The sequence below is a fragment of the Glutamicibacter arilaitensis Re117 genome (assembly GCF_000197735.1).
Taxonomy (GTDB): domain Bacteria; phylum Actinomycetota; class Actinomycetes; order Actinomycetales; family Micrococcaceae; genus Glutamicibacter; species Glutamicibacter arilaitensis.
This window is the reverse complement of sequence record NC_014550.1, coordinates 3275063-3298481: the sequence shown is the minus strand read 5'-3', so window position 1 is coordinate 3298481 and position 23419 is coordinate 3275063. Positions and strand designations below refer to the sequence as shown.

20 protein-coding genes and 1 pseudogene are annotated in these 23419 nt (G+C 58.3%); 13 read left to right on the top strand and 8 right to left on the bottom strand.

Translation table 11 applies throughout. The features are described from left to right. Positions 1-705 precede the first annotated feature (705 nt). The 3 genes from AARI_RS15725 to AARI_RS15720 all read left to right on the top strand — a co-directional run bounded on the left by AARI_RS15725 (position 706) and on the right by AARI_RS15720 (position 4143). Positions 706-2013 (top strand): ISL3-like element ISAar23 family transposase, encoded by a 1308-nt coding sequence (locus AARI_RS15725; RefSeq protein ID WP_013350252.1) that lies wholly within the window; start codon positions 706-708, stop codon positions 2011-2013. Between the two features lie 163 nt (positions 2014-2176). Then, positions 2177-2824, top strand: a complete 648-nt coding sequence (locus tag AARI_RS19765) for a hypothetical protein (protein WP_096257432.1) — start codon at positions 2177-2179, stop codon at positions 2822-2824. A 119-nt stretch (positions 2825-2943) separates the two neighbouring features. Then, positions 2944-4143 (top strand): IS256-like element ISAar5 family transposase, encoded by a 1200-nt coding sequence (locus AARI_RS15720; protein WP_013348199.1) that lies wholly within the window; start codon positions 2944-2946, stop codon positions 4141-4143. A gap of 90 nt (positions 4144-4233) precedes the next feature. On the opposite strand, the gene AARI_RS15715 is transcribed toward AARI_RS15720, so the two are convergent. After that, positions 4234-4536 (bottom strand): hypothetical protein, encoded by a 303-nt coding sequence (locus AARI_RS15715; protein ID WP_013350251.1) that lies wholly within the window; start codon positions 4534-4536, stop codon positions 4234-4236. 426 nt (positions 4537-4962) lie between these two features. Then, positions 4963-5205: a hypothetical protein gene (locus AARI_RS15710; RefSeq protein WP_013350250.1), complete on the bottom strand. Its 243-nt coding sequence runs from the start codon at positions 5203-5205 to the stop codon at positions 4963-4965. Between the two features lie 436 nt (positions 5206-5641). On the opposite strand from AARI_RS15710, the gene AARI_RS15705 reads away from it, so the two are divergent. Then, positions 5642-6712, top strand: coding sequence for an IS1595-like element ISAar1 family transposase (locus AARI_RS15705; protein ID WP_013350249.1), 1071 nt, complete (start codon positions 5642-5644; stop codon positions 6710-6712). Positions 6713-6746: 34 nt separating this feature from the next. Here the strand turns inward: AARI_RS15705 and AARI_RS15700 are convergent, their stop codons facing one another. From AARI_RS15700 to AARI_RS20150, 5 genes and pseudogenes are all read right to left on the bottom strand, one after another. Beyond that, positions 6747-8135 carry an IS256-like element ISAar6 family transposase gene (locus AARI_RS15700; RefSeq protein WP_013350248.1) on the bottom strand — a complete coding sequence of 463 codons (1389 nt, stop codon included), beginning with the start codon at positions 8133-8135 and terminating at the stop codon, positions 6747-6749. 133 nt (positions 8136-8268) lie between these two features. Further along, entirely contained in the window at positions 8269-8601 is a 333-nt protein-coding gene (locus AARI_RS15695) for a hypothetical protein (protein ID WP_013348173.1), read from the bottom strand. After that, entirely contained in the window at positions 8598-9329 is a 732-nt protein-coding gene (gene istB, locus AARI_RS15690) for an IS21-like element ISAar7 family helper ATPase IstB (protein WP_013348174.1), read from the bottom strand. The genes AARI_RS15695 and istB overlap by 4 nt, the downstream gene beginning before the upstream one ends. Next, positions 9326-10789 (bottom strand): IS21-like element ISAar7 family transposase, encoded by a 1464-nt coding sequence (gene istA, locus AARI_RS15685; protein ID WP_013350247.1) that lies wholly within the window; start codon positions 10787-10789, stop codon positions 9326-9328. Before istA ends, istB begins: the two co-directional genes overlap by 4 nt. A 313-nt stretch (positions 10790-11102) precedes the next feature. Then, positions 11103-11718: pseudogene (locus AARI_RS20150) on the bottom strand (transposase); the annotation flags it as partial. Between the two features lie 114 nt (positions 11719-11832). Between AARI_RS20150 and AARI_RS19395 the strand changes: the two are divergent. The 7 genes from AARI_RS19395 to AARI_RS15640 all read left to right on the top strand — a co-directional run bounded on the left by AARI_RS19395 (position 11833) and on the right by AARI_RS15640 (position 18787). Then, positions 11833-12171, top strand: coding sequence for a PadR family transcriptional regulator (locus tag AARI_RS19395; protein ID WP_013350246.1), 339 nt, complete (start codon positions 11833-11835; stop codon positions 12169-12171). After that, positions 12168-12797, top strand: coding sequence for an HAAS signaling domain-containing protein (locus AARI_RS15665; protein ID WP_013350245.1), 630 nt, complete (start codon positions 12168-12170; stop codon positions 12795-12797). The genes AARI_RS19395 and AARI_RS15665 overlap by 4 nt, the downstream gene beginning before the upstream one ends. Before the next feature lie 165 nt (positions 12798-12962). Then, positions 12963-14210, top strand: a complete 1248-nt coding sequence (locus AARI_RS15660; protein ID WP_013350244.1) for an ISL3 family transposase — start codon at positions 12963-12965, stop codon at positions 14208-14210. Positions 14211-14369: 159 nt separating this feature from the next. Next, entirely contained in the window at positions 14370-14738 is a 369-nt protein-coding gene (gene cmtR, locus AARI_RS15655) for a Cd(II)/Pb(II)-sensing metalloregulatory transcriptional regulator CmtR (RefSeq protein ID WP_013350243.1), read from the top strand. Next, on the top strand, positions 14735-16675 hold the full coding sequence (locus AARI_RS15650; protein WP_013350242.1) for a heavy metal translocating P-type ATPase: 1941 nt from the start codon (positions 14735-14737) through the stop codon (positions 16673-16675). Before cmtR ends, AARI_RS15650 begins: the two co-directional genes overlap by 4 nt. Before the next feature lie 231 nt (positions 16676-16906). Beyond that, positions 16907-18184 (top strand): ISL3-like element ISAar13 family transposase, encoded by a 1278-nt coding sequence (locus AARI_RS15645; RefSeq protein ID WP_013348761.1) that lies wholly within the window; start codon positions 16907-16909, stop codon positions 18182-18184. Between the two features lie 300 nt (positions 18185-18484). Next, entirely contained in the window at positions 18485-18787 is a 303-nt protein-coding gene (locus AARI_RS15640) for a hypothetical protein (RefSeq protein WP_013350241.1), read from the top strand. 634 nt (positions 18788-19421) lie between these two features. Here AARI_RS15640 and AARI_RS15635 read toward each other — a convergent pair. Continuing rightward, positions 19422-20030, bottom strand: a complete 609-nt coding sequence (locus AARI_RS15635; protein WP_013350240.1) for a tetratricopeptide repeat protein — start codon at positions 20028-20030, stop codon at positions 19422-19424. A 433-nt stretch (positions 20031-20463) separates the two neighbouring features. On the opposite strand from AARI_RS15635, the gene AARI_RS15625 reads away from it, so the two are divergent. Both AARI_RS15625 and AARI_RS15620 read left to right on the top strand, forming a co-directional pair. Next, the gene (locus AARI_RS15625) at positions 20464-22329 is read left to right on the top strand and encodes an HsdM family class I SAM-dependent methyltransferase (RefSeq protein WP_013350238.1); all 1866 of its coding nucleotides are present in this window, start codon (positions 20464-20466) and stop codon (positions 22327-22329) included. Further along, positions 22326-23333 carry a restriction endonuclease subunit S gene (locus AARI_RS15620; protein ID WP_013350237.1) on the top strand — a complete coding sequence of 336 codons (1008 nt, stop codon included), beginning with the start codon at positions 22326-22328 and terminating at the stop codon, positions 23331-23333. The genes AARI_RS15625 and AARI_RS15620 overlap by 4 nt, the downstream gene beginning before the upstream one ends. Positions 23334-23419 lie beyond the last annotated feature (86 nt).

The following is a 23419-nucleotide window of genomic DNA, read 5'->3' as shown; positions in this document are numbered from 1 at the left end:
CGCCGCCACCGATCTTGAAAGTGATCGGCTCACGCCCGAAGAACCGGGACAGGGCTGCGTATTCGCCTTCTTCCGGGTTGGAGTCCGAGGGTTTCTTGTCGACGACGATGACGTTGCGGTTCAGGATCAGCGGGCGCAGGCAGCCCCAGGTTTTACCTCCCGAGCTTTTGGCGGAGCCGAGGTCGCCGATGAGGATGACGTTGGCGTTGTTCACGGTGTTCGGGTAGGCGAAGATCGGGTCGTGCATGACGCCCCACCCTGATTCCAGGTCTAGGCCGAAGAGCAGGCCTTTGTAGGAGGTGGGGGACCAGGGGACGGCGAGGTTGCTGTGTGTGATCAACTTTAAGTAAGCCATCACGGCTGAAGAAATAGGCCATTAAAGCGGCCACATTTGAGCCATTAAAGCGGTAAAAGTAGGCCACCTACGCCACCGGGCCTGCCAAGAATCCTTCGCAGCCTCGACCGCGGCCACCACGTTGATCACCACACCCAGACAGTTCCCGCCCTTTGCTTGTCGTTCCTGTCACGAAGAAGACAGCAAAGGACATGGGCCCGTCTGGCCAGATAAGTGGCTCTTCAGAATTGAGAGTGTAGCCACCTAAACCCAACACCCCGGATCCCGGGCATGTCGTCAATGCATTAAAAAGTCGAGGCCTTCCAGAAGAATGGAAGTTACCACACTAACCATTTCTAGAGACCTCGACTGTGCACCATTCTATCTATACCCCCGCAAATCTCACGACTTTCACCAACCTTGACGGACTGGGACTCACCGCCATCGGGCAGCGCCTCACGCCGAAGAAAGCTGAGATCCTCTGCCAAGTGACCAACCCTGACCCATGGTGCCAAACGTGCGGAACGCCCGGAAATCCACGCGATACCGTCACCCGGCGCCTGGCCCACGAACCGTTCGGATGGCGGCCCACCGTCCTGGTGATCAAGCACCGCCGCTACCGCTGCAACCACTGCCAACGAGTCTGGCGTGAAGACCTCAGCCAAGCGGTAGCGCCACGACAGAAAATCAGCCGGACCGGGCTACGCTGGGCTTTGGCCGGGCTAGTCACCCAGCACCTGTCAGTCTCACGGATTGCCGAAGGGCTCGGTGTCACCTGGAATACCGCCAACGAAGCAGTGCTGGCCGAAGGCCAGCGCCTGCTGATAGATGACCCAACCCGGTTCAACGGAGTCAAAGTGTTGGGAGTTGATGAGCACGTGTGGCGGAATACCAAAAGTGGAGACAAGTACGTGACGGTCATTGTTGACCTCACCCCGGTGAAGGCTGGCACTGGCACCGCACGATTGCTCGACATGATTCCCGGACGTTCCAAGGCCGTGTTCAAGACCTGGCTTGCTGAACGCGGTGAAGCATGGAAAAACAATGTTGAGGTGGTCGCGATGGACGGGTTCACCGGCTTCAAAAGCGCTGCTGCTGAGGAACTGCCCCAAGCCGTAGAAGTCTTGGACCCTTTTCATGTGGTCAAGCTCGGCTCCGAGGCGTTGGACCAGGCCAGACAACGAGTTCAGCGTGAACAATATGGGCGGCGTGGCCGGAAAGATGATCCGCTGTATAAGTGCCGGCGTACGCTGACTACAGGTTTATCGCTGGCCACAGAGAAACAGAAACAGCGCGTTGAAGACCTGTTCAACGTTGCGAAGCACGAGCCTGTGCAATTGGTCTGGAGCGTTTACCAGAGGATGGTTGATGCCTACCGGCAGAAGAAGCCCGAGATCGGGAAGTGGGCCATGGAACAACTGATCAACGAGATCGGTACCAAAGTGCCGAAGGGTTTACCGGAGTTGAAGAAACTCGGTGGTACGCTGCGCAGGCGGAAACCGGATATCCTCGCGTATTTTGATCACATTGGCAGTTCCAATGGGCCTACTGAAGCACTCAATGGGCGGTTGGAGCACCTGCGGGGTATCGCTTTGGGGTTCACGAATTTGACGCACTATATCGCACGGTCATTGTTGGAAACCGGTGGCTTTAGATCGCGTTTACACCCTGAATCCTGAAGAGCCCCATAAACGATCGTTTTTGAATCATCTACACTACTCAAAGCATCGACTGTTCAAAATTTTTTAATTGCGCTCAATACCTCGTCAAATACGGATTAAATGTTGAAGCTCAGTATAAGCTTATCAATATGATTGACTAAGGCAACTAACAGATCGATGGGTGAAACTTTTGAAAAAAATCACTTCAATTGCTCTCGGCGCTCTTCTGCTAGGTAGCTCGTTGCTGAGCGCGCCAGCTAATGCAGCCCAGATGGAGCCAGAAAATTTCGTAGAAACACAGGCAGTCCCAGCCTATGCTGTCGGGGAAAGTGGAGAACGGTTCTACTTTGACAACATTGAACAGAAGTTAGGGGTCGCGCAACCCGCAGCATACTGGTCACCCTGTGGCGTTTTCGATAAGAACGAAAAGCTCGTCAGAACTTTCAGTAGGCAAACGGTTAAAGGAGTCTCGGGACGTACAGCCTATCTACGTTGTGGCACAAACAAAGTCGTCAAAGGTAAAAATATCGGTTGGGGCTATCGGCATATCAAAGCTGGCCACATGAACGACTGGAACAACCAGGCGGAATCCTTAGGTGCGAACTGGAGGGACTTCGCGGATTGGGCAACAAACGAAGCCTTAAAATGGTCATGCCTAAAGAAATACCAAAGCGGCAATAAAACTATTCGGTACGGTGGGGTTTATGAACTTCGAGATTCCCGTGGGCGGATCATAAAAAAAGTCGGCGTCACGGCATCAGTTTCAGCCACAAATTCCCGTCTCATCACATCTCATCCCGACAGTGTGAACCGAGCTTGCGGTAAATAATCAAGCTTCGCTGGTAAGTTCTAACAAGAAGGGCTATGGCGCATGTGGGGCTATAGGCAATAAAGCATGTCTGAAAACCTGATCCTGCCCCGGAAAGCCGGGGCAGGATCAAGGTTCACATGGGTATTGAATCCATAAGTGTGAAGCTTACTGGACAATCCCATACTTGTATTATCTGTCATTCCCGACTGAAGAAAAACGGAACCACCTCCAAAGGAACCCAGCGCTGGCGCTGCATCACCTGCAATGCCAGCACCGTTTTCAAACGCGAAGACACCACCGCCCGCAACCAACTCACCGGCTTCGTCTCCTGGCTGATGAGCAAACATTCCCAAGCCGAATTCGGCGGCGGAACCGGCCGCACCTTCCGGCATCAGACCGCTTGGTGCTGGAACGTGCACCCCTACCTGCATCACACCGGCGAGGTCTTCGACGAGATCCAAGTCGACGGCATCTATCTGCGCCAAGGCTGGTGCCTGCTGATCGCCATCGCTCACGGACGTGTCATCGGATGGCAGTGGTGCGACCGCGAAAAAGCCGAGGCGTGGACCGTGTTGGTGCAGCATTTCCCCGAACCGAAAGTCGTGGTGACCGACGGCGGATCAGGCTTGATGAAAGCGCTCAAAGAGTTCTGGCCGAACGTGAAAATTCAACGCTGCTTGGTGCATATCCAGCGCAACGTGCGCACCTACCTGACCCTGAATCCGCGTTTGCCTGCAGGGAAGTCGTTACGTCGTTTGAGCCTGAAACTCACGAAAATCCGGACCCAGGAAGCTGCGGCAGAATGGATTGCCGCCTTCGCTGCGTGGCATGCCGAAAACCACGAGCTGATCAATGAACGCACCTACGCTGCTGACTGGTCCGGTGCCTGGCCGCGGGGCCTGCGACGCAACCGCAAGTGGTGGTACACCCACGATCGGCTACGCAGCGCCTACGAGTCGATGAACAAAGCCCTGCGACGCGGGCATCTGTTCACCTACCTGGACAAGGACCTGAACGGCTTGGGAATCAACGCGACGACGAACATGATTGAAGGTGCGGTGAATTCCGGCATCCGGGCCATGATTTTCTATCACCGCGGGATGCCCATTGAGCATCGCCGGCGGGCGTGCGAGTGGTTCTGCTGGACTCATGCGGATGAAGGAAACCGCCCGGCCTTGCGGACACTGTTGCGTCCGGAGCATTACACTCCCGAAACGAAGAAGAAGGCGCAGCACATGGTTGATGAAGCACCAATCGGCCCGGAGCTTTATGGCACCGGCCCCAGCGCTGAGGACGGGCAATTCATTCGCAGTGGTTGGATGAGAAATATCTACTAGAGCAGGGTTTTAAGGTTGTCTGGCCCGGGAACACGCCCGGGCCAGACACACTTTATTGCCTATAGCCCCGCATGTGCGCCATAGCCCTTCTCAGTCTTCTGCTTCTATTCTCATACTTGCCCCGTACATGGTTCCCCGTGAACCAGTGAAAGTATGAAGAGCTGCTATCAACTCCGAGAACGCATACTGTTCGCCGCCGGTAAAGCCTCGCGGCATTCTAATCCCGTTCAAACCGGCAAGTTCATTTTCCGTAACCCTCCATTTGACGACCGCCGTGCCATTATCGTCAAAATTGGGATATTCGATATAGATTCCCCACGGAGTTAGGCGAGCTTCATACCCACGTTCGTTCACTAGGTAATCAACATACCTTTGACGCTTAAATGTCTCCATAGAATAATCCTAAGTCCTCCAAGCAAACAATCTAGTTACGGTAGCGAAGATCTCTGATAATGAATTCCGACAGGTTACGATTGCGATGGACCCAAGGATCTTTTTTCGCCACGAACTGTCATTGTTAGAGCTTTCTCACAGTTAGCATCATACGAACCCCAGCAGCGCCAAGGGTTAACTCTGATACCTCCACGTGGTCTTACTCCTTTAAGATGATGTGCCCATGATAGGTGTTCCTCGTGGCCTGGCAAGTGATATTCGCTTATCAGAGGCCATGCACGGGCCACGATCCGCCGTCGAAGGAGAACTCAGGTACCGCAGCTTGTGGCTTGTGTGCGGGAGGTCGTTTGGTTCCTGCTGTCCACGTGGGTGCAGGAAAAGCAGCGCAGCGATTGGGCTTTTGCTGTGCACAGGTGGGCAGGAGGCTTAACCGCGATGCCCTGGTTTCGTCGCGGTTGATTCGGCTTCGGGTAGGGTTTCCATCCAGCAGGTCGCGTTGATCGCGACCTGTAGCGTTGCCAGGGCTTGGGCGACGGCTTGTTTCGTGTCGGGATAGTCCTTGTTCCACGAGTCGGTGCTCATGGTGATGCGTCCGGTAGCGGCGAGGTCTTCCAGCTCGTTGGCCAGGGCTTTGAGATCATCGAAAATCTCTGAGGCGTTGCGAGTCATGGTTGCTGTCCTTCGGTGGTGGGGTACGGAGGAAGATTATCGAACGTGACCGACAAGTGCGGCAGCCACGTCCCGTAGGTCTCCCCTTTCTCGTCCTCCCAGACCACGTGCACTAAGTGCGGGGTGCGGGCGGTGGCCTGTCCGTGAATTTGTGGGGTTGTGTTTCGTCAAGTTTAAGTAGGCCATTAAAGCGCTAAAAAGTAGGCCATCTCAGCGCAGAAATAGACCATAACAGCGCTAACGCCACCGCGGCAGAGCCTGTCAGATAGTTTGTGTAAGCCCCTAGTCACGTCCGCTATTCAGGGCTTCGTAACAATTACTTCAAAGGGGTATCCATTTAGTGGCCGATATCAGGAGTACGATCAGAAGCTAAGAAACTCCCGCGCTGCGTCAACAGTCGGGAGCATGGACTACACACCGTGGAGGGGTGTTCGTCATGACTCAGCCTACCCCTGAATCGACAGGAAACCGACCGCTGGCCGGGCGGGACTACCCGGCAGATCTTGCCCAGCTGCTTGCTTGGTTTTCCGACGATGAATCCTGCGTGGACTACTTGCAGTGGCTACGCTGGCCGGAGGGGATCTGTTGCCCTCGATGCCTTAGCGCGTTCGTGAACAACGAGCCTGATAATCGCTTTCGCTGTAAGAAGTGCTGGTACCGCTTCTCTGCTACCGCTGGCACCATCTTCGACAAGACCCGCACGCCGCTGACCGTGTGGTTCCAAACCGCGTGGTTGATGACCGCAGGAAAGAGCGGAGTCTGCGCGGCGCATCTGCACCGTGTGCTGCCAATATCTTCGTATCAGACTGCCTGGAGCATGCTGGGCAAGTTGCGTAGTGTCATGAGCACGCAAGACAGCTCGTTGCTCTCTGGGCGGGTCGAAGTCGATGAAAGTTTCTTCGGTGGCCATCGCCCTGGTCGCACAGGACGTGGTGCGGCAGGAAAGACTCTGGTGGCGGGCGCGATTGAAATTGCAGATGATGGGTGGGGGCGAGCGCGGTTGGCGATCATCCCTGATGCTTCGGCTGCATCGTTGCGTGAGTTCATCGCCGCGAATATTGCTCCTGGCTCCACGATTGTTTCTGACGGGTGGAGGGGATATGGAAACGCGGTGGAAGGGTATGCGCATGAACCGGTGAGTGTCTGGAAATCAGGGCTTGAAGCGCATGCTTCGCTGCCGGCCGTGCACCGATTGTTTGCGTTGGTGAAAAGGATGATCGAAGGGACTTACCAGGGCTCGGGCAGCGTGGGGCACTTGCAGGAGTATCTGGATGAGTTCGTTTTTCGGTTCAACCGTAGGCACAGTACCCATCGGGGACTTGTGTTCATGCGCTTGCTCGAGCGCGCAGTGAAGCGAGGTCCAGTAACCTATCGGAACCTGGTGCGTAAGCCGGAGCCGAAGGCTGTTCATCCTCGCGGTGTTTCCGGACCGCATGCCCTGCCCGGGTCGATGGAGCGGGAGGCCTCGGAGCGGCCGTGGCGATCACCTCGGGCAACGCTAGAATAGCGTTTTTCCCTCGGCCACTAAATGGATACCCCTTTTACTTCAAATACGGCTCAATACGTTCAGGGTAAGCCATAGCCAACTGCTGCAACGCTTGCTTCCAGCCACTCGTCCCGGCCCCTTCAACCAGGTGCGAACCGGCTCCGGCCCGCGGGGTCCGCCCCTTCTTCTGCGCGTCTTTGGCTCGCTCCCGGGCCCGCTTGTCCTCGATATTGCAGATCGCCAACCAGAGCATCTTCACCGCGGCCACGTCCGACGGGAAATGGCCCCGGGACTTGGTGACCTTGCGCAACTGGTAGTTCATTGATTCGATCGCATTGGTCGTGTAAATGACCTTGCGCAGCTCCGGAGGGAACTCCAAGAACGGGGTGAAGCGCTCCCACGCGTTGCGCCATGTCGCCACCGCTGACGGATATTTCTGGCCCAGCTGGGACGCTTCGAAATCATCCAACGCCTTGCACGCGGATTCAATGCTCGGAGCCGTGTAAATGCTCTTCAACTGGGCGCTGACCGCACGACGATCGGTATAGGACACGAACCGGTTCGCAGCCCGGATCAAGTGCACCACACAGGTCTGCACCGTGGCCCGCGACCAGGTCGCTTCGATCGCTTCGGGGAAACCGGTCAGGCCGTCACAGCAGGCAATCAGGACATCCTTCACACCCCGGTTAGCCAGCTGCGCGCAGACTTGCGCCCAGAACTTCGCCCCTTCATTCTCGGTGACCCACAGGCCCAGCACGTGCTTGATGCCTTCCACGGTGACGCCGATGGCCATATGCGCGGCTTTGTTCCGCACCTGGTGCCCGTCGCGGACCTTGATGACAATCGCATCCAGGTAGAGGATCGGGTAGAACTCTTCCAGCGGGCGTTCCTGCCAAGCAGCGACCTCGTCGAGGACTTCGTCGGTGATCTTGGAGATCGTGTCGTGGGACAGCTGGGTGCCGACGGTGGTTTCTAGGTGGTAGGCGATATCCCGGACGGTCATGCCGCCGGCGTAGAGGGAAATGATCATTTCATCCAGGCCGCCGGTGCGGCGTGAGCCCTTGGGCACCAGGGTCGGGACAAAGGTGCCGGCACGGTCCCTGGGGATCTGCAGGTCGATATCCCCGGCCACTGTGGACACGGTCTTCGCGTAGGAGCCGTTGCGGGAGTTCGGGAGGAATCGCCCATGGCTTTCGCCTTGCTCGTAGCCCAGGTGGCTGCTCAGCTCGGATTTCAGGCCGCGTTCCAGGCCGGCGCGGATGATCTGCTGGATGAAGCCGTTCTTGCCGTCGAGCTGGATCTCTCCGCGGTCGATGAATCCCATGAGCTCGTCGAAGGCCCCGGATTCCTTCACGGCGTCCATGGAGCCGAGGGCTGCGATCTTCTCGGCGATGTCTGAGGCGTTTTCCATGCTCTGTTCGGCCTGGTCTTTCTGGATGGTCATATCGTGTTTTTTCCTAGTCTCTTTCTATCAATTGACTAGGGGTCTTACACAATCCACCTGACAGGCTCCCGCGGCAGGCCAAAAACCCCGTAAACACAACGATCCATGGCCTGCCACGGCAATAGTGCACGACTTAGAACGGTGGCTCGGCACCGTCCCACTCATCCAGTAACTGCTCCAGGGGCTTCACTTCCGGAACCTGGGCACCTTGCACCCAGTCAACAGCCAGCACCCCGTCTTGGGACCAGCCCGCAGCAGGGTCAAGAAAATCCTGTGGCCATGGAGCTGGCCGGCCGGACTCATCCCACCAGCCAGTTCCTTCCCCGCTGGCCAGCAACGCCAAATCCTCCTCCAAAGTGAGCCCTTCAGGATGCCACCGCCCCGGTATCTGCACGCCCATCACCTGCCCTTCCTCAACGTGTTCTCCGCTATGTTCCTCAACTGGTTCATCATGATCTACGCTCATTTCATCAACGCGTGCTTCACCCGGTACGACTGCCCACGGAACTGCAACAGCCTCCCGTGATGAACAATCCGGTCAATGACCGCGGCAGCCATATTGTCATCGCCAAAGACGGTACCCCAACGTTTGAACTCCAAATTTGTTGTCAACACCAGACTGCGTTTCTCATACCCGTCAGCAATGACCTGGAAAAGCAGCCTGGCCCCGTCACTATCGATCGGAAGATACCCAAATTCGTCAATGACAAGGAGCTGATTCTTCGCGATGGAGCCGAGCTCCTTATCCAACCGCCCCTCATCTTTCGCCCGGCGCAGCGTCATCACCAGCGACGCAGTCGTGAAGAACCTCGCCGGAATACCCCGCAGGCACGCAGCGGCAGCCAACGCAGTGGCCAAATGCGTTTTGCCGGTACCCACGTCGCCGAACAGCACCAAATCCTGGGCATGGTCCAAGAAATCCAAATCACTCAACGCTTCCCGCCCATAATCAGTCGGGAAGGTCACCGAGGTCCAGTCATAGCCCACCAACGATTTCAACGCCGGCAACTTCGCAGCCTTCAACAACCGTTGATGACGCGACGCCGTGCGGGACTCATGCTCGGCTTGGAGCAGCTCATAAAGGAATTCACGCTGCTTCGGGGTGCCTTTATGCGCCCACTCAGAGATCACCGAAGCGGTCATCGAAGCCGCCCGTCCAGCCTGCACCAACTCTTCAACGCTCACCGGATTCATGCCAACACCGATTCTTCCTGGGCTGCGAAGAGCCGATCATAAACAGACAGGTCAACATCCCCAGTTTCCGGTTCGGTACCTTCGGCCAACCTCCTGGCGAGCATGCTTAACGTTTCATGGCCAGGATCATCACCTTGCTCAATGATCTGCCCTGCTGCCTGTATTGCGGTTTCAAACCCGGCAGTCTCGCTGGCCTTGTCCAGCGCGGTCAGTAGCCGGCGCCGGTCCTCGGTGTGCGCGGTATCCATCCAGTCACGCACGGGGTCAGAAACCACCGCCCGCACTGGGGAGTTAGCCCACGCTCCCGGACGGTGAGCCAGCAACGCGAGCACCCCGGATGGTTCCATGATTATTTCCGGGTGATCCCCGAAAATTCGGGGAAACCTTCTCAACACCGAGGCTTGTTCGTCGAGGATCTCCACGACGTCGTGACGGATCCCGACCGTCAACGACCTCCTAGCGAACACCGGGCCAGCGGCATACGTATTGGATCCCACTTTCAGGTGGCCGTATTTATCGGCCTTACGGCTCTCGTAACGCACCGGATCAAAACCTACCCCCGGTAACGCCAAACCAGCCTGAACATCTTGGGCGAAGAGGTCCTTGATCAGAATCTTGCGCCGCCAATGCGGCTTGTCTCCGAGCCGGTCACAACGTTCGAGCAGTACTTTATTGAGCCCTTCCAAGCTCGCTGCAACAGGCAGTGGAACCATCAGATTGCGGCGCAAGAAACCGACCGCATTTTCAACATTGCCCTTCTCATTACCGGAATATGGATTGCAATACTTCGCCTCGGACCGGTAATGCGCTTTGAACGCAGCAAATAATTTCGTTTCCAGCACCTTGGTTTTGACCCTGCGCCCCACTCCGGTGGCGTTATCAAAGATCATCCGATGCGGCACCGAACCGATGTGTTCGAGGACGGTCCGCAACCCGTGGCACACGCATTCAGCAGTCTGCCCGCCGTAAGCCTGCGCGAAGCGCATATTCGAATACGGGAAGGTAACTACGAAAAGGTGCACGACTTTTTGTTCGCCATTCAAGATGACCTCAGCTTCGCCGAAGTCCACTTGAATGGTGCCCGGAGCCCAATCCAGCTCGAGGAATCCGTCGTTGTCGCTTTGGCGTTCCTGCTTATATCGTTTGATGAATCGCTGCACCGGTGAATACGTGCCTTGATAGTTTTCTTCATCCACGAGCCGGTCAAAGACGCGTTGGGCGGTATGGCGTTGCTTGCGTGGCCGGCCTCTGTCGCCTTCGAGCCAGGTACTGATAGTCTCCTCGAAGCCTGTGATGACTGAGCCCGCGGGACGTTGACCCGTTCTGGGTGGGGCCGGTGAATAGTTAGTGATGCTCAAGTATTTGGCGACAGTGGCTCGGCTGAGGTTCAGCTGAACGGCGATTTTTCGCCCGGAGATACCCTCTGAGTCTAATTTCCTGATAGTTTCTTGCACGGACATGGGTTCCGTCATTTCCTTCCAGACCTTCCGGCGCCGTACATAGGCAAAAATGGGGCGCCGTAAGGAACTTATCTGGCCAGACGGGCCCATGTCCTTTGCTGTCTTCTTCGTGACAGGAACGACAAGCAAAGGGCGGGAACTGTCTGGGTGTGGTGATCAACGTGGTGGCCGCGGTCGAGGCTGCGAAGGATTCTTGGCAGGCCCGGTGGCGTAGGTGGCCTACTTTTACCGCTTTAATGGCTCAAATGTGGCCGCTTTAATGGCCTATTTCTTCAGCCGTGATGGCTTACTTAAAGTTGATCACACACATGGCGCCGGGTAGGTCGAAGAATGCCAGCACGTCGCTGGCTCGCCGACGCAGAGCTCGACCGAGGCGGGCCTGTTCGTCGAGGCCTTCGGGGATAGCCGTGCGGAGGACGTCCATGACGGCCTGCATCTCTGGTTTCCCGAGTGTGCGGTCCGGGAGGCGGCGATCATGCGCTGGTAGATGCCCCAGGTCGCTTCCACTTCGACGTGTTGCTCGTCGGCATACAGGTCCTGGATCCGTTCGACCTGGCGGTCTGTGATTAGCGCTGCTCCAGTGTGAAGGGTGCATCGGCAGGAATAGAGCGGGTCGCCGGCGCGGCGCGGTGTCCGTGCAGGAGTAACTGGATGCGCCGTCGGCAGACGTCGACCGCTTCCCCGGCGAGCCGCCCGACGCGGAAGGGGTCCATTACCGCGACCGCGTCCGGGAATTTCTCGGCTGCGGCGGTTTTGAACCCGGTGAAGCCGATTGTCGCAACAACTTCCACTGCCTCGCGCCAAGTCTAGGGGCGGGCGGCAAGCCAGGTCTTGAACACTGCCTTGGAGCGGCCTTCGACCATGTCCAGCAGCCTGGAAGGGCCGCTGTCCTGGCGAACCGTGGTCAAGTCGATGATCACCGTACAGTGCGGCCCGATATGCGACGGCGGGCTTGCAGGGCGGAGACCACCCGCGCGCAGGATCCTTGGCCTCGACTACCCCACACCGAACAGATCCTGGCGGAGTGTGCTACCTTGTAGTGCATGGAACCTGACGCTGTTCACCTCGTAGGGCAGTTGCGCCGCGGCGCTCTCGAACCATGTGTCCTCGCCGTCATCGCCCAGCAACCGACCTATGGTCTCGACCTGGCTCGAACGCTGAGCGAACGAGGACTCCTCGAGAGCGAAGGGACGCTGTACCCGCTCCTGTCGAGACTCCGAAAACGCAACCTCGTGACCACTGCCTGGCAAGAGTCCCCGAGTGGACCCCCGCGCCGCTACTACCACATCACCCCGGCAGGCAAGACCGGACTTGCTACATTCACCCAGGAATGGGGCCGCTTCCGGCAAGCCGTCGACCTCGTCATTGGAGACCACGCATGACCACTCTGCCCTCGTCCGCCGCCGCCCAGGCCTACCTCAAGCGCCTCACTGCCCTGACCGAATCGCTCCCCTCCAGCGAGCAGCTGGATCTTCTCACCGGAATCGAGGAACACCTCAGGGACGCCGAACAGCGAGGCGTGATCCAGGCGGCACTCGACAGTCTCGGCCCACCTGAGCAGATCGCCCTGGAAGCCGGGGCAGAGACGGCCGGCACACCGCGGTGGCTGCGGCTGCTTGCCGTAGCAAGCGCCGTGGCCACAGTGGGAGGCTTCATGGCCCTGGGGGCACTGCTGTGCTTCACGGCGTACTTCGACGATGACTCCGAATACGCTCTACACCCGATGCTCATCCTGCTCGCCTTCGGTGCCGGCAGCATGACAGGAGTCTTCTCGACCGTGCTGTCCTTCCTCGTCAGAGAGCTGACCGGACAGCAGCGGGTTCTGCTGACCGCTTCGTGGATCGCCTCCTCGCTGCTGGCCATCGTGTTCGGCATCGCGGGCGGGAGCGTCCCGGTCGGAGTCAACCTCCCTCTCAGCGCCCTCCCGCTCCTGATGGGTGCCATCGGGGTCGTCCTCGTCCTGCGCTACACCGCACCGAACCCCGCTCGCAAACTGGTCCGAAGCTGAGCCACCCTGGGCCCCATCGCACGTCGCGCTGGGCCGGGTTTCGGGGCTCTTCACAGATGAGGGTGTAGCTGTGGTGCGACCTGGGGCGGCGCGTCGGTGTCGGGGTGAGGGCCGAGGTCTTCCGATGATGGGAGTTCTCACACAACCCGTCCGGAAGACCTCGGCGTGCCTGACGCTACCTTCACGCGCCCTGACCTGACTACCTTCACCCGCCTCGACGGCCTCGGTCTGGAGGTCACCGGCCAGCTGCTCGAGCCTGACCGGTCCGTGCTGGCGTGCCGGGTCGTGGAGCCGGACGACTGGTGCAGGCGGTGCGGCTGCCAGGGCGTGCCCCGTGGCACGGTGAGCAGGGAGTTGGCGCACGAGCCGTTCGGGTGGCGCCCTACCACGCTGGTGCTCACCGTGCGCCGCTACCGCTGCAAGGAGTGCTCGCACGTGTGGCGTCAGGACACCACCGCTGCGGCGCCGCCGCGGGCCAAGATCTCCCGCGCCGGCCTGCGGTGGGGTCTGGTCGGGATCGTCGTCGGCCACCTGTCGATGGCCCGAGTTGCCGAAGGACTGGGCGTGGCGTGGAACACCGCCAACGACGCGGTCCTGGCTGAGGGCCGGCGTCTGCTCATCGAGGACCCGACCCGCCCGGACGGTGTCAAGGTCGTCGGGGTCGATGAGCACGTGTGGCGGCACACCCGGCGCGGTGACAAGTACGTCACCGTGATCATCGACCTCACCCCGGTCCGGGACGGCACCGGGCCCTCACGCCTGCTGGACGTGGTCGAAGGTCGGTCGAAGAAGGCGTTCAAGGACTGGCTGGCCGAGCGGGATCAGGCTTGGCGCGATGGGATCGAGGTCGTGGCCATGGATGGGTTCGCGGGCTTCAAGACCGCCACCACCGAGGAGCTGCCGGACGCCGTCACGGTTATGGATCCCTTCCACGTCATCCGGTTGGCCGGGGACGCTCTCGATGAGTGCCGCCGCCGAGTCCAGCAGGAACTGCACGGACACCGCGGACGCAAGGGCGACCCGCTCTACACCGCGCGGCGGACCCTGCACACCGGGGCTGACCTGCTCACCGACCGCCAGCGCGAGCGCCTTGACAAGCTCTTCGCTGGGGACCGGCACGTGCAAGTCGAGTGCACCTGGGGGATCTACCAGCGCATGATCTCCGCCTACCGTCACCCCGACCGGGCAGCCGGCCGCGTCGAGATGAGCTCCGTGATCGACGCCCTCGCCGACAGTGTGCCTGAGGCGTTGGTAGAACTGCGCAAGCTCGGCCGCACCCTGACCAGACGCGCCTGCGACGTCCTGGCCTACTTCGACCGGCCGCGCAAGGGCAACGGACCTACCGAAGCCGTGAACGGTCGCCTCGAGCACCTGCGTGGCCTGGCCCTCGGCTTCCGCAACCTCACCAACTAGATCGCCAGCGCACTCCTCGAAGCCGGCGGATTCAGACCACACCTACACCCCGAATTGTGAAGAGCCGGAAAAATTCTGAGAAATGGTGGTTGAGTTGTGTCATAAACGACCGATTTTGGGCGGTGCCACTAGTACATCAAGTGCTGTACAGTACATCGTATGATGAACATTGAATCACGGATCGATGCGATGAACCGGCTTGGCCGCGCCATGGCCGACCCCACCCGGTCACGCATCCTCCTGTCCTTGTTGCACGAACCCGGATACCCAGCGGAACTTGCCCAGGCCCTAGGACTGAGCCGCGCCAACGTTTCCAACCATTTGACCTGCCTGCGCGGCTGCGGAATTGTCGTGGCGAAAATGGAAGGCCGCAAAACCCGGTACGAAATCACCGATCCTCACCTCACCACCGCCCTGAGCGCCCTGGTTGACGTGACGTTGGCCGTCGATGATCAAGTACCTTGCCTGGACTCTTCCTGCCCTGACTGCGCCACCAGCGCCGATCGAGAACACGAGGAGCAAGCATGAGTTCCGCCTGCGGTTGCGATTCACCGGAACCCACCGAAGAATTCGAAGAGGAACTGCCCTGGTGGCGGGATTGGCACGTGCTCGTTCCCATAGCCTCAGGCGTTTTCTTCCTCGCTGGGCTCGTCCTTGAATGGAGCACCCACGGCGAAAGCGCCGCCATCGTGGCCTTGGTGCTGTTTTGGATCGGCCTGCTGCTGGGCGCTTTTACCTTTGTGCCCGGCGCCCTGCGAAACCTGTTCACGAAACGGAAACTCGGCATTGGGCTGCTGATGACCATCAGCGCCACCGGTGCGGTCATCCTCGGATATATCGAAGAAGCCGCAGCCCTGGCATTCCTGTATTCCATTGCCGAAGCCCTGGAAGACAAAGCCATGGACAGGGCACGCTCGGGCCTGCGCTCTTTGTTGAAGCTCGTCCCGGAAACGGCCACCGTCATCCGTGACGACGCACCGGTCGTGGTCAGTGCAGCAGAGATCAAGATTGGCGATGCCCTGCGCGTGAAGCCTGGTGAACGCTTGGCAACCGATGGCGTGGTCAGCCAAGGATCAAGCAGCTTGGACACCTCCGCTATCACGGGGGAATCAATTCCCGTGGAAGTAACCGTAGGCGACCAGGTTGCTGCTGGTTCCATCAATTCATCCGGCGCGCTAGTAGTCACTGCAACGGCAAACGGCACGGACAACTCCCTGACCACGTTGGTGAGCCTGGTCGAGCAAGCCCAGTCGGAACGTGGCGAACGGGCACGGCTCGCTGACCGCATTGCCCGCCCGCTGGTTCCCGGTGTCATCGTACTGGCCGTACTGGTTGCTGTGCTTGGAGCGATCTTCGGCGATCCCGAAACCTGGATCACCCGCGCACTGATCGTGCTGGTCGCAGCCTCGCCTTGCGCGATGGCCATCGCCGTTCCTGTCACCGTTGTTTCCGCCATCGGAGCTGCCAGCAAGTTCGGTGTCATCATCAAAAGCGGAGCAGCCTTCGAACGGCTTGGTTCCCTGCGCCGCATCGCGGTAGATAAAACTGGAACACTCACACGCAATCAGCCAGTGGTCACGCAAGTCCAGACCGTTGATGATGAGACTCGCGAAGAGGTGCTCGCCGTTGCTGCCGCCCTGGAACAGCACAGCACCCACCCTCTAGCTACGGCCATCACCGCAGCAGTACCCGCGATCCCGGAGGCAGCGGCGGTTAACGAAGAGCCAGGACACGGCATTACCGGCGTCCTGGATGGTGTTCAGGTCGGGGTCGGCAGTCCTCGATGGATTGCCCCAGGATCGCTTGCTTCCGCTGTTGAATCCATGGAGGCCTCCGGGCAAACCTGCGTCATGGTCACCCGTGCAGAGCAGGTCATTGGCGTGATCGGCGTGCGCGATGAACTACGCCCTGAAGCGGCCGAGGCAATTCGAGACCTGCATAACCAGGGAATCGACGTGGTGATGCTCACCGGCGATAACTCCCGTACTGCCCACGCGCTGGCTTCAATCGCCGGTATAGACACCGTTCATGCCGAACTGCGACCTGAAGACAAGGCCCGTGAAATCGCTTCGTCGGTGCAGCAGGTTCCTACAGGGATGATCGGTGACGGGATCAACGATGCCCCTGCCTTGGCTAGCGCTACCGTGGGGATTGCGATGGGCGCTACCGGTGCCGATGCCGCCATAGAATCAGCCGACGTAGCCTTCACCGGCCATGACTTGAGACTGATCCCGCAAGCCTTGTCCCATGCCCGACGGGGCCGAGCGATCATGAATCAGAACATCGTCCTGTCAATGGCGATCATCGTTGTCCTGCTGCCCTTGGCTATTACCGGAGTGCTTGGATTAGCCGCGGTAGTGCTGGTTCACGAGGTCGCAGAAGTCATCGTGATTGCCAACGGCCTTCGTGCTGCCCGTATCCACCGCAAGCAGCTCACCCAGCAGCCGGGCAACGTCCTGCATTAGCGCTGGTTTCGTTGCCGTTGAAGGCGGGGCACTATTTCCACCGGGAAATTAGCGCCCCGCCTTCAACCATCTAAAACCAAAGAGGGTGGTGCTGTGCGATGCGCCATTTTTAACGGTGATAAACCGGCTCTTCAAGTTTTAGCGTGGTGAGCCCGAAAAATAAGTAAGGCCCGCAGTCCTCTGCGAAAATGGATGTTGTCTAGACAAACCATCAGCAAGGAACTACGAGCCGTGTTTAAGGATACCGGTGGAAACGACGCTGCGTCGATTCTTCTCAACCTCACTGACTACCGCGTCATCGACGCAACTCAAGAACCAGCCGGACGACAAGTCCTTATCGAGCCCAAAGCCACAGAGGCAGCCTGTCCAACTTGTGGGGTGATCACCACCCGCATCCACGCCAGACCAGTGCACCGGGTCAAAGACCTCCCAACCGGTGGCAACGACATTAAGGTCCTGGTGCGTAAACGCCGGATGGCCTGCCAAGAGACCGCCTGCGAACGCCGCTCGTTCGTGCAAACCACCGAACAGCTACCGTTGAGGGCCAGAATCACTACCAGGCTCTCTCAAAAGCTCGTGGACGAGATGAGCTGCGAACTGCGAGCCGTGTCCAGGGTCGCTTCTGCGTACCAAGTTTCCTGGCCAACCGTGATGGCAAGAGTGAACATGGTCGGTGAGCTTGTAGGCAACGTGGACCGCATGTTCATCCGCCGCCTCGGTATTGATGAGCACCGTTTTCGTAAGGTCCGCTACGCACGCGGCCGCACCGGGAAAGTGGTCCGTATTGAGCCGTGGTCTATTGTCTTCACCGACCTGGATACCGGAAAAATTCTAGATATTGTGGACGGACGACGCTGTGCAGCGGTGAAGAAGTGGTTGAAGTCCCGGCCACGGTACTGGCGTCAACGAGTACAGTACGTGGCCATTGACATGTCTGCTGAGTTCCGCAAAGCGGTGCGGGAGAACCTGCCGAAAGCAAAGATCAGCGTGGACCATTTTCATGTCATTCAGCGGGCGAATCTCATGATTACTCAGGTGCGCCGGCGTCGCTCCCACGAGGTGCTCCAGCGCCGAGGAAGGGCCGCTGATCCGGCCTACAAGTATCGGAAACTGTTGACCTGCAATTTGGAGAACTTGTCGATTAGGCAAGTTGAGCGGCTGAAGTTGATCCTTGAAGCAGATCCTGAGCTGGGCGTGATTTATGGGATTAAGGAACACGTGCGGGAGCTGTTGAAAACCAGGGATATCCATGATTTTCAATCGAGGTGGGCGGTGCTGGAGAAATCGGTGAAGACAACGAAAATGGTGGAAGCGAAGTCGTTGTTCCGGACGCTGACTGCGTGGAGGCGCGAGTTGCTGGTGTTCATTCGTACGCGGTTGACGAATGCTCGGAGCGAGGCGGCGAACCTGACGGCGAAGAACTTGAAACGGATCGGTCGGGGTTATCGGAATCATGGTCATTACCGGGTCAGGATATTGTTATACACGGCGGGGCTACGGCCGTGCTGAGCATCCTGCACCACGCTTAAACTCGAAGAGCCGATAAACCGCCAATTGAAACTAACAGTCATACGCCGGGGATTCCTGGTTCTTGGTTGTCTGGTCAAAAACGACCGTTCTTGGCGTCCGTATAAGGCCCCTTCACCGGGCATTTTCTCGAGCGGGGTATATGGGAATCTGAAATCGTTGAAAACTCGGAGTTTCGAAAACTTAACAAGCCAACGGATCGAGTGTCCCGTATGGCGACCGGCTTACGGGACAGGTCGAGAATTCCTGCATGATTACCCTCGAACGGGATAGGCTGTGAGCATGAGTGCAGAAAAAATCAAGGCAACTCTCATTGATCCTCGATACGTCAGTCAGGAAAATCCAGATCCCGTGTATCGGGTAGATTTCTGGGACGAAAACCGTGCCTGCTACGAGAACCGCATTGAAAACGCAAAAAGCATCGTTGATGTCCTCGCATGGGCAGAAGCAAACCGCTACGGCCGCTATGCCGTGATCTGGGTTGAGTACATCTATGAAGGCGGAATCGGCATGGCTCGTCTCCACGGGTGGGAACCAACAGAGGCGGGCTCGCCTTCTGCCAGTGACCCCTATTTCCGGCAGTAATCAGGCACAGACTGCAGAATACGGAGAACAAAACGCGTTCCATGCCATGCCGCTATGCATTCCTCTGCTGAGAGGGCACCTAATGTTATTCAGCGCTGCGATCCGAACGTCAACTGTTAATAACCCTCGCAGGTTTAACCGGCATTGGGATTGTTTCCGAGTAAACGTATAAGAGATGCTTTTCGCGGAGTACCGAGCGGTTTCTCGGGCTCGGAGCCCATTTCTGCGAACAGTTCCAAGGGCCGTCCATTCGCGTGCTCCTCCACCCAACGGAGTGCCTTTGATACGTCCTGCACTTCAACCAGTACAAAAGCATCTAAGTTCCAGCTATACCCAGGACGAGGTTGTTCCCAAAAATTGACTCGGTAACAGGGCGAATCATCCGAGTCGCGTGGTTCCGCGTGAACTGTTTCTATGGCGCGCATGGGACCAATATACAAGCATGCACTAGTACGTTACTGGGAAATACTGTCGCCCTAGTTACCTTCGACTATCAGAGTCGGAAACAGCGTCCCAGCTGAGGTTCCCTATATGGATCTTCGAGGGTTGTCCGTCACCAAGTGGGGCATTCAAGATTTGACGTTGTTCTTACGCAAATTCGAGGCGTCCGTGACCCAAGTCGATGAAAACATGTCTATAAAGGCTTTACTTTCTGCGCCAAACAGGCTTCGGCAGTACAGATGGCTTGTCGGGTTGATGCGAGTTGGTCTTCAGGGCTTTTCAGTTCTTGGCGCAGGACCAATGCAGATTCGAAACTTTGTAGAGCATCGGCGAACTGTCCTTGGTCGAAGTGCAGCTTGCCTAAATGCTGCCAAGCGAAGGCTGCCAATGAACGCGCAGCGACGGGGTTCATTTCAGAATTATCGATCTCAGACTGTGCAGATTCCAGCGCCGCTGTGAATAGCCGATCGGCCTGGCTGTATCTCTTCTGCCAGTGCAGGACGTGAGCCAGTCGTAAAGCACCGGCTACGGCTTGGAATGGAAGTGGTGTGACGATTTGCCGGTTATCTGTCACTCCGCCCGATTTTACTAATGTGATCCAACCCAGTTCTTCAGCTTCTTGCAGCCTTCCGAGCATCCGAAGCCAAGAGATGCGTTCCGCGTCGCCTGGCTCACCAATATTTTCAAGTTCTTCAATCCGGGATTCTACTGCGGCTTCGTTGCTCACGACTTCGCGCAGGGAGACAGGATCTATGATGTAGCGAGCTTTTCGAGATTCCTCGGTGGGAGAATTTTGTGACATGGCTAGAAGCTTAGCCGCAGTCAGAGGTACTGGTTTGAGGGTCCGGCCTCATGCCCCGTAGAGGGTTCCCCTCCAGGACGGGTAAACCGCACTATAAATGCTCTGAGGCAGAATAGACCTATGAACATGCCTCCGAATGACACACAGATCGCCAGCACGAACTCTATTCCGAAGATATGGCCGTTCTCCACCCTCATGAAGCACAACCCAATCATGGGTGTTTTCCTTGTAGCTGCCCTCATCACCATTGCTGTTCTCCTAGTGAAGTTGTGGTCATTGGCCAACGGCGGAATGTTGATCCTAGCTGGGTCCTGCATAGCTTCGTTTGTATTCATACTTGTCGGTGCGTTCAACCCTCGACGAGCCAAAGGATAACCAGTGTTCTGTCGAGTTCCGCACGGGTCTTACGTCTGGAAGCAGGAAGTAGTCGGCCATGGCAAACGAACGGATCACCGAGGATCTCGTCGATGCGCAGCTGCGTGCGCTCGCCTACTACGCCGACCCTGACGCGATCGTCGTCGAGAAACAGCAGTCGGTCATCGAGTCCATCCGTAAGGGGCTCTCGAAGGCGTCGAAGACCGGTAAGGGCATCACGGCCGGTTACCCCGAGTTCATCATCACCTCACCGGCGACGCCGGACATGGTCGTCCTCGTCGAGTGCAAGGCCGACGTCAAGTACCATGAGTCTGCGAACCGCGGTCAGCCGCGTGACTACTCAGTGGACGGAGTCCTTCACTACGCCCGACACCTGACGCCGAACTACACAGTGATCTCGATCGCCGTCTCCGGCACTCCGCAGACGAACGATTGGTCGTTCTTTGTCACGCCCAAGGGGACGACACAGGAGCGCGATCTCGTCTCGCCCTCCGGTGCTCCGATCACCCAGATGATCGGCCTGAACGACCTCTTCGCCGCTGCTGCGTTCGACCCGCAGGTCCAGAAACAGCGCGAGCATGACCTCATCCAGTTCGCGATGGAAATGCACGAGTTCATGCGCGACGAGGCCGAGCTCGAGGAGAAAGAGAAGCCCCTCGTCGTTGCGGGCACCCTCATCGCACTGAATGATCCTGTCTTCGCCAAGACGTACGACTCGTACCCTGCGGGCGATCTGCCGGAGTTCTGGATCCAGTCGATCAAGAAGGTCATCGACAAGGCGCAGCTCCCGGTCGCGAAGCTCGAAAACATGACCCAGCCTTTCACGGGCATCCAGGTGCATCCTGAGCTGCGCAAACCGACCAAGGGCTACCCGAAGGGCCTGCTCAACGAGATCGTCACCCTGCTCGCCGAGAAGGTGATGCCGTTCCTCACGGTCTACGAAGACTTCGATGTCGTCGGCGCGTTCTACGGCGAGTTCCTGAAGTACACCGGTGGCGACGGCAAGGGCCTGGGCATCGTGCTCACCCCGAAACACGTCACCGAGTTGTTCGCCCTCATCGCCAACGTCTCCAAGGATGACAAGGTCCTGGACATTTGTGCGGGCACAGGCGGCTTCCTCATCTCGTCCATGGTCAAGATGATCCAGACCGCGACCACCGAGGCCGAGGTCGAAGACATCAAGAAGAACCGCCTGATCGGTGTCGAGCAGAGCCCGAGTATGTACGCGCTAGGTGCATCCAACATGATCCTGCGCGGCGACGGGAAGGCGAACCTCCACCAAGGCTCGTGCTTCGACACGGCCATTAGCGCCGCGGTGAAGAAGAACAAGGCGAACGTGGGCATGATCAACCCGCCGTACGCGAAGACCAAGGAAGATCTTCATGAGTTGCGGTTCGTCGAGCAGATGCTCGACAGCCTCGCGCCCGGCGGAACCGGCATCGCCATCGTTCCTGTGACCTGCGCGACTGCTCCGAGCGTCCATGAGAATAACCTGCTCAAGAAGCACACGCTCGAAGCCGTCATGTCTATGCCTCCCGAGGTCTTTTACCCGGTCGGCGTGATCACGTGCATCATGGTGTTTACTGCGGGTGTGTCTCACGAGAAGAACGACCGCAAGACGTGCTTCGGTTACTGGCGCGACGACACCTTCATCAAGGTCAAAAATCTCGGGCGCGTCGACCGACACCGAACATGGGCAGCAACCCGCGACCGCTGGGTCGACACGTACCGCAACCGCGAGGTTAACCCCGGCGAGGCTGTCATGCAGCGCGTCGGCGCTGACGACGAGTGGGTCGCCGAGGCCTACATGAAGACTGACTACTCGAAACTTGACAAGTCAGATTTTGAAAAGGTTCTGTTCGACTACGCGCTGTTCACAGTCGGCAGCTCAATCGACGACGTCTCGGATGAGGTCGGCGAGTGAGCACGCTCAATGACCTTTTCCAGATCGAGTACGGCAACAAGTTCGACATGAACAAAATGACCCGTACTGATCGACTCGCTGGTGTTGCATTCGTCGGTCGCATCGGAGGGCTCAATGGGAAGTCGGGGATCGCGGGCTTCGTCGAGCCTCTCGCTGGTGTGAAACCTTACTCGCCTGGGCTGCTCACCGTCGCACTCGGCGGGTCGCGGCTCTTGTCGACCTATGTCCAACAGCTGCCGTTCTACAGAGCTCAGAACGTGGCCGTGCTTTCCCCGCGTAACGAAGAGATGAGCACCAAGGGGCGCCTCTTCTATGCGATGTGCATTCGGGCGAACGCATTTCGGTACAGTGCTTTCGGACGTGAGGCTAACCGCACCCTCGGGACGCTGGAGGTTCCAGATGATTTGCCTGATTGGGTGTCGACGGCTCAGATCCCTACCTATAGCGGGCTGTCACGTGCGATCGCGCCCGACGTCGACCTCAATGACCCGCATGAGTGGCCGCGATTCGTGCTCGAGGACCTCTTTACGGTGAAGAAGGGGCGGCGGGTGACGAAGGCGCAGCGCGTGCCCGGTACCACGCGCTTCATTGGGGCGTCTGAGAAGAATAACGGCATCACAGACATGTGTGATCTGGAACCGATGTTTGATTCTCATTGCCTCACCGTGCCCTACAACGGATCAGTGGGATTTGCCTTCTACCAAGACCGTCCCTTCTGCGCTTCAGACGATGTGCAGGTTCTCATCCCGAAAGAAGAAGTCACGCGGTGGGCACTGCTCTTCGTGGCGACGATCATCCGGGTCGAGAAGACCCGATTCAGCTACGGCTACAAGTGGAACATGGCGCGCATGAAGAAGACCACGATCCGCCTGCCCGCGGATGCGTCCGGGGAGCCGGACTGGGCGTACATGGACTCCATCATGCGGGCCTGCCGTTCTCGGCGGCCGTCGCCTCGCGGATCGGCGATGTGCGCAACATGGACGAGGAAGAGCAGGCCTCGCTGACAGTTTGACGCTGTCTTCCATCCGTTGTAGCGCTCTACAACCGCTGATGATCGACTCACCTGAGTTGGTACAGACAAGGTCGTGCC

Bases quoted from the DNA above. Each gene is read 5' to 3' on its own strand.
- AARI_RS15720 (WP_013348199.1), top strand. From the start codon at position 2,944: ATGGGTATTGAATCCATAAGTGTGAAGCTTACTGGACAATCCCATACT.
- AARI_RS15715 (WP_013350251.1), bottom strand. From the start codon at position 4,536: ATGGAGACATTTAAGCGTCAAAGGTATGTTGATTACCTAGTGAACGAA.
- AARI_RS15710 (WP_013350250.1), bottom strand. From the start codon at position 5,205: ATGACTCGCAACGCCTCAGAGATTTTCGATGATCTCAAAGCCCTGGCC.
- AARI_RS15705 (WP_013350249.1), top strand. From the start codon at position 5,642: ATGACTCAGCCTACCCCTGAATCGACAGGAAACCGACCGCTGGCCGGG.
- AARI_RS15700 (WP_013350248.1), bottom strand. From the start codon at position 8,135: ATGACCATCCAGAAAGACCAGGCCGAACAGAGCATGGAAAACGCCTCA.
- AARI_RS15695 (WP_013348173.1), bottom strand. From the start codon at position 8,601: ATGAGCGTAGATCATGATGAACCAGTTGAGGAACATAGCGGAGAACAC.
- istB (WP_013348174.1), bottom strand. From the start codon at position 9,329: ATGAATCCGGTGAGCGTTGAAGAGTTGGTGCAGGCTGGACGGGCGGCT.
- istA (WP_013350247.1), bottom strand. From the start codon at position 10,789: ATGTCCGTGCAAGAAACTATCAGGAAATTAGACTCAGAGGGTATCTCC.
- AARI_RS19395 (WP_013350246.1), top strand. From the start codon at position 11,833: ATGGAACCTGACGCTGTTCACCTCGTAGGGCAGTTGCGCCGCGGCGCT.
- AARI_RS15665 (WP_013350245.1), top strand. From the start codon at position 12,168: ATGACCACTCTGCCCTCGTCCGCCGCCGCCCAGGCCTACCTCAAGCGC.
- cmtR (WP_013350243.1), top strand. From the start codon at position 14,370: ATGATGAACATTGAATCACGGATCGATGCGATGAACCGGCTTGGCCGC.
- AARI_RS15650 (WP_013350242.1), top strand. From the start codon at position 14,735: ATGAGTTCCGCCTGCGGTTGCGATTCACCGGAACCCACCGAAGAATTC.
- AARI_RS15640 (WP_013350241.1), top strand. From the start codon at position 18,485: ATGAGTGCAGAAAAAATCAAGGCAACTCTCATTGATCCTCGATACGTC.
- AARI_RS15635 (WP_013350240.1), bottom strand. From the start codon at position 20,030: ATGTCACAAAATTCTCCCACCGAGGAATCTCGAAAAGCTCGCTACATC.
- AARI_RS15625 (WP_013350238.1), top strand. From the start codon at position 20,464: ATGGCAAACGAACGGATCACCGAGGATCTCGTCGATGCGCAGCTGCGT.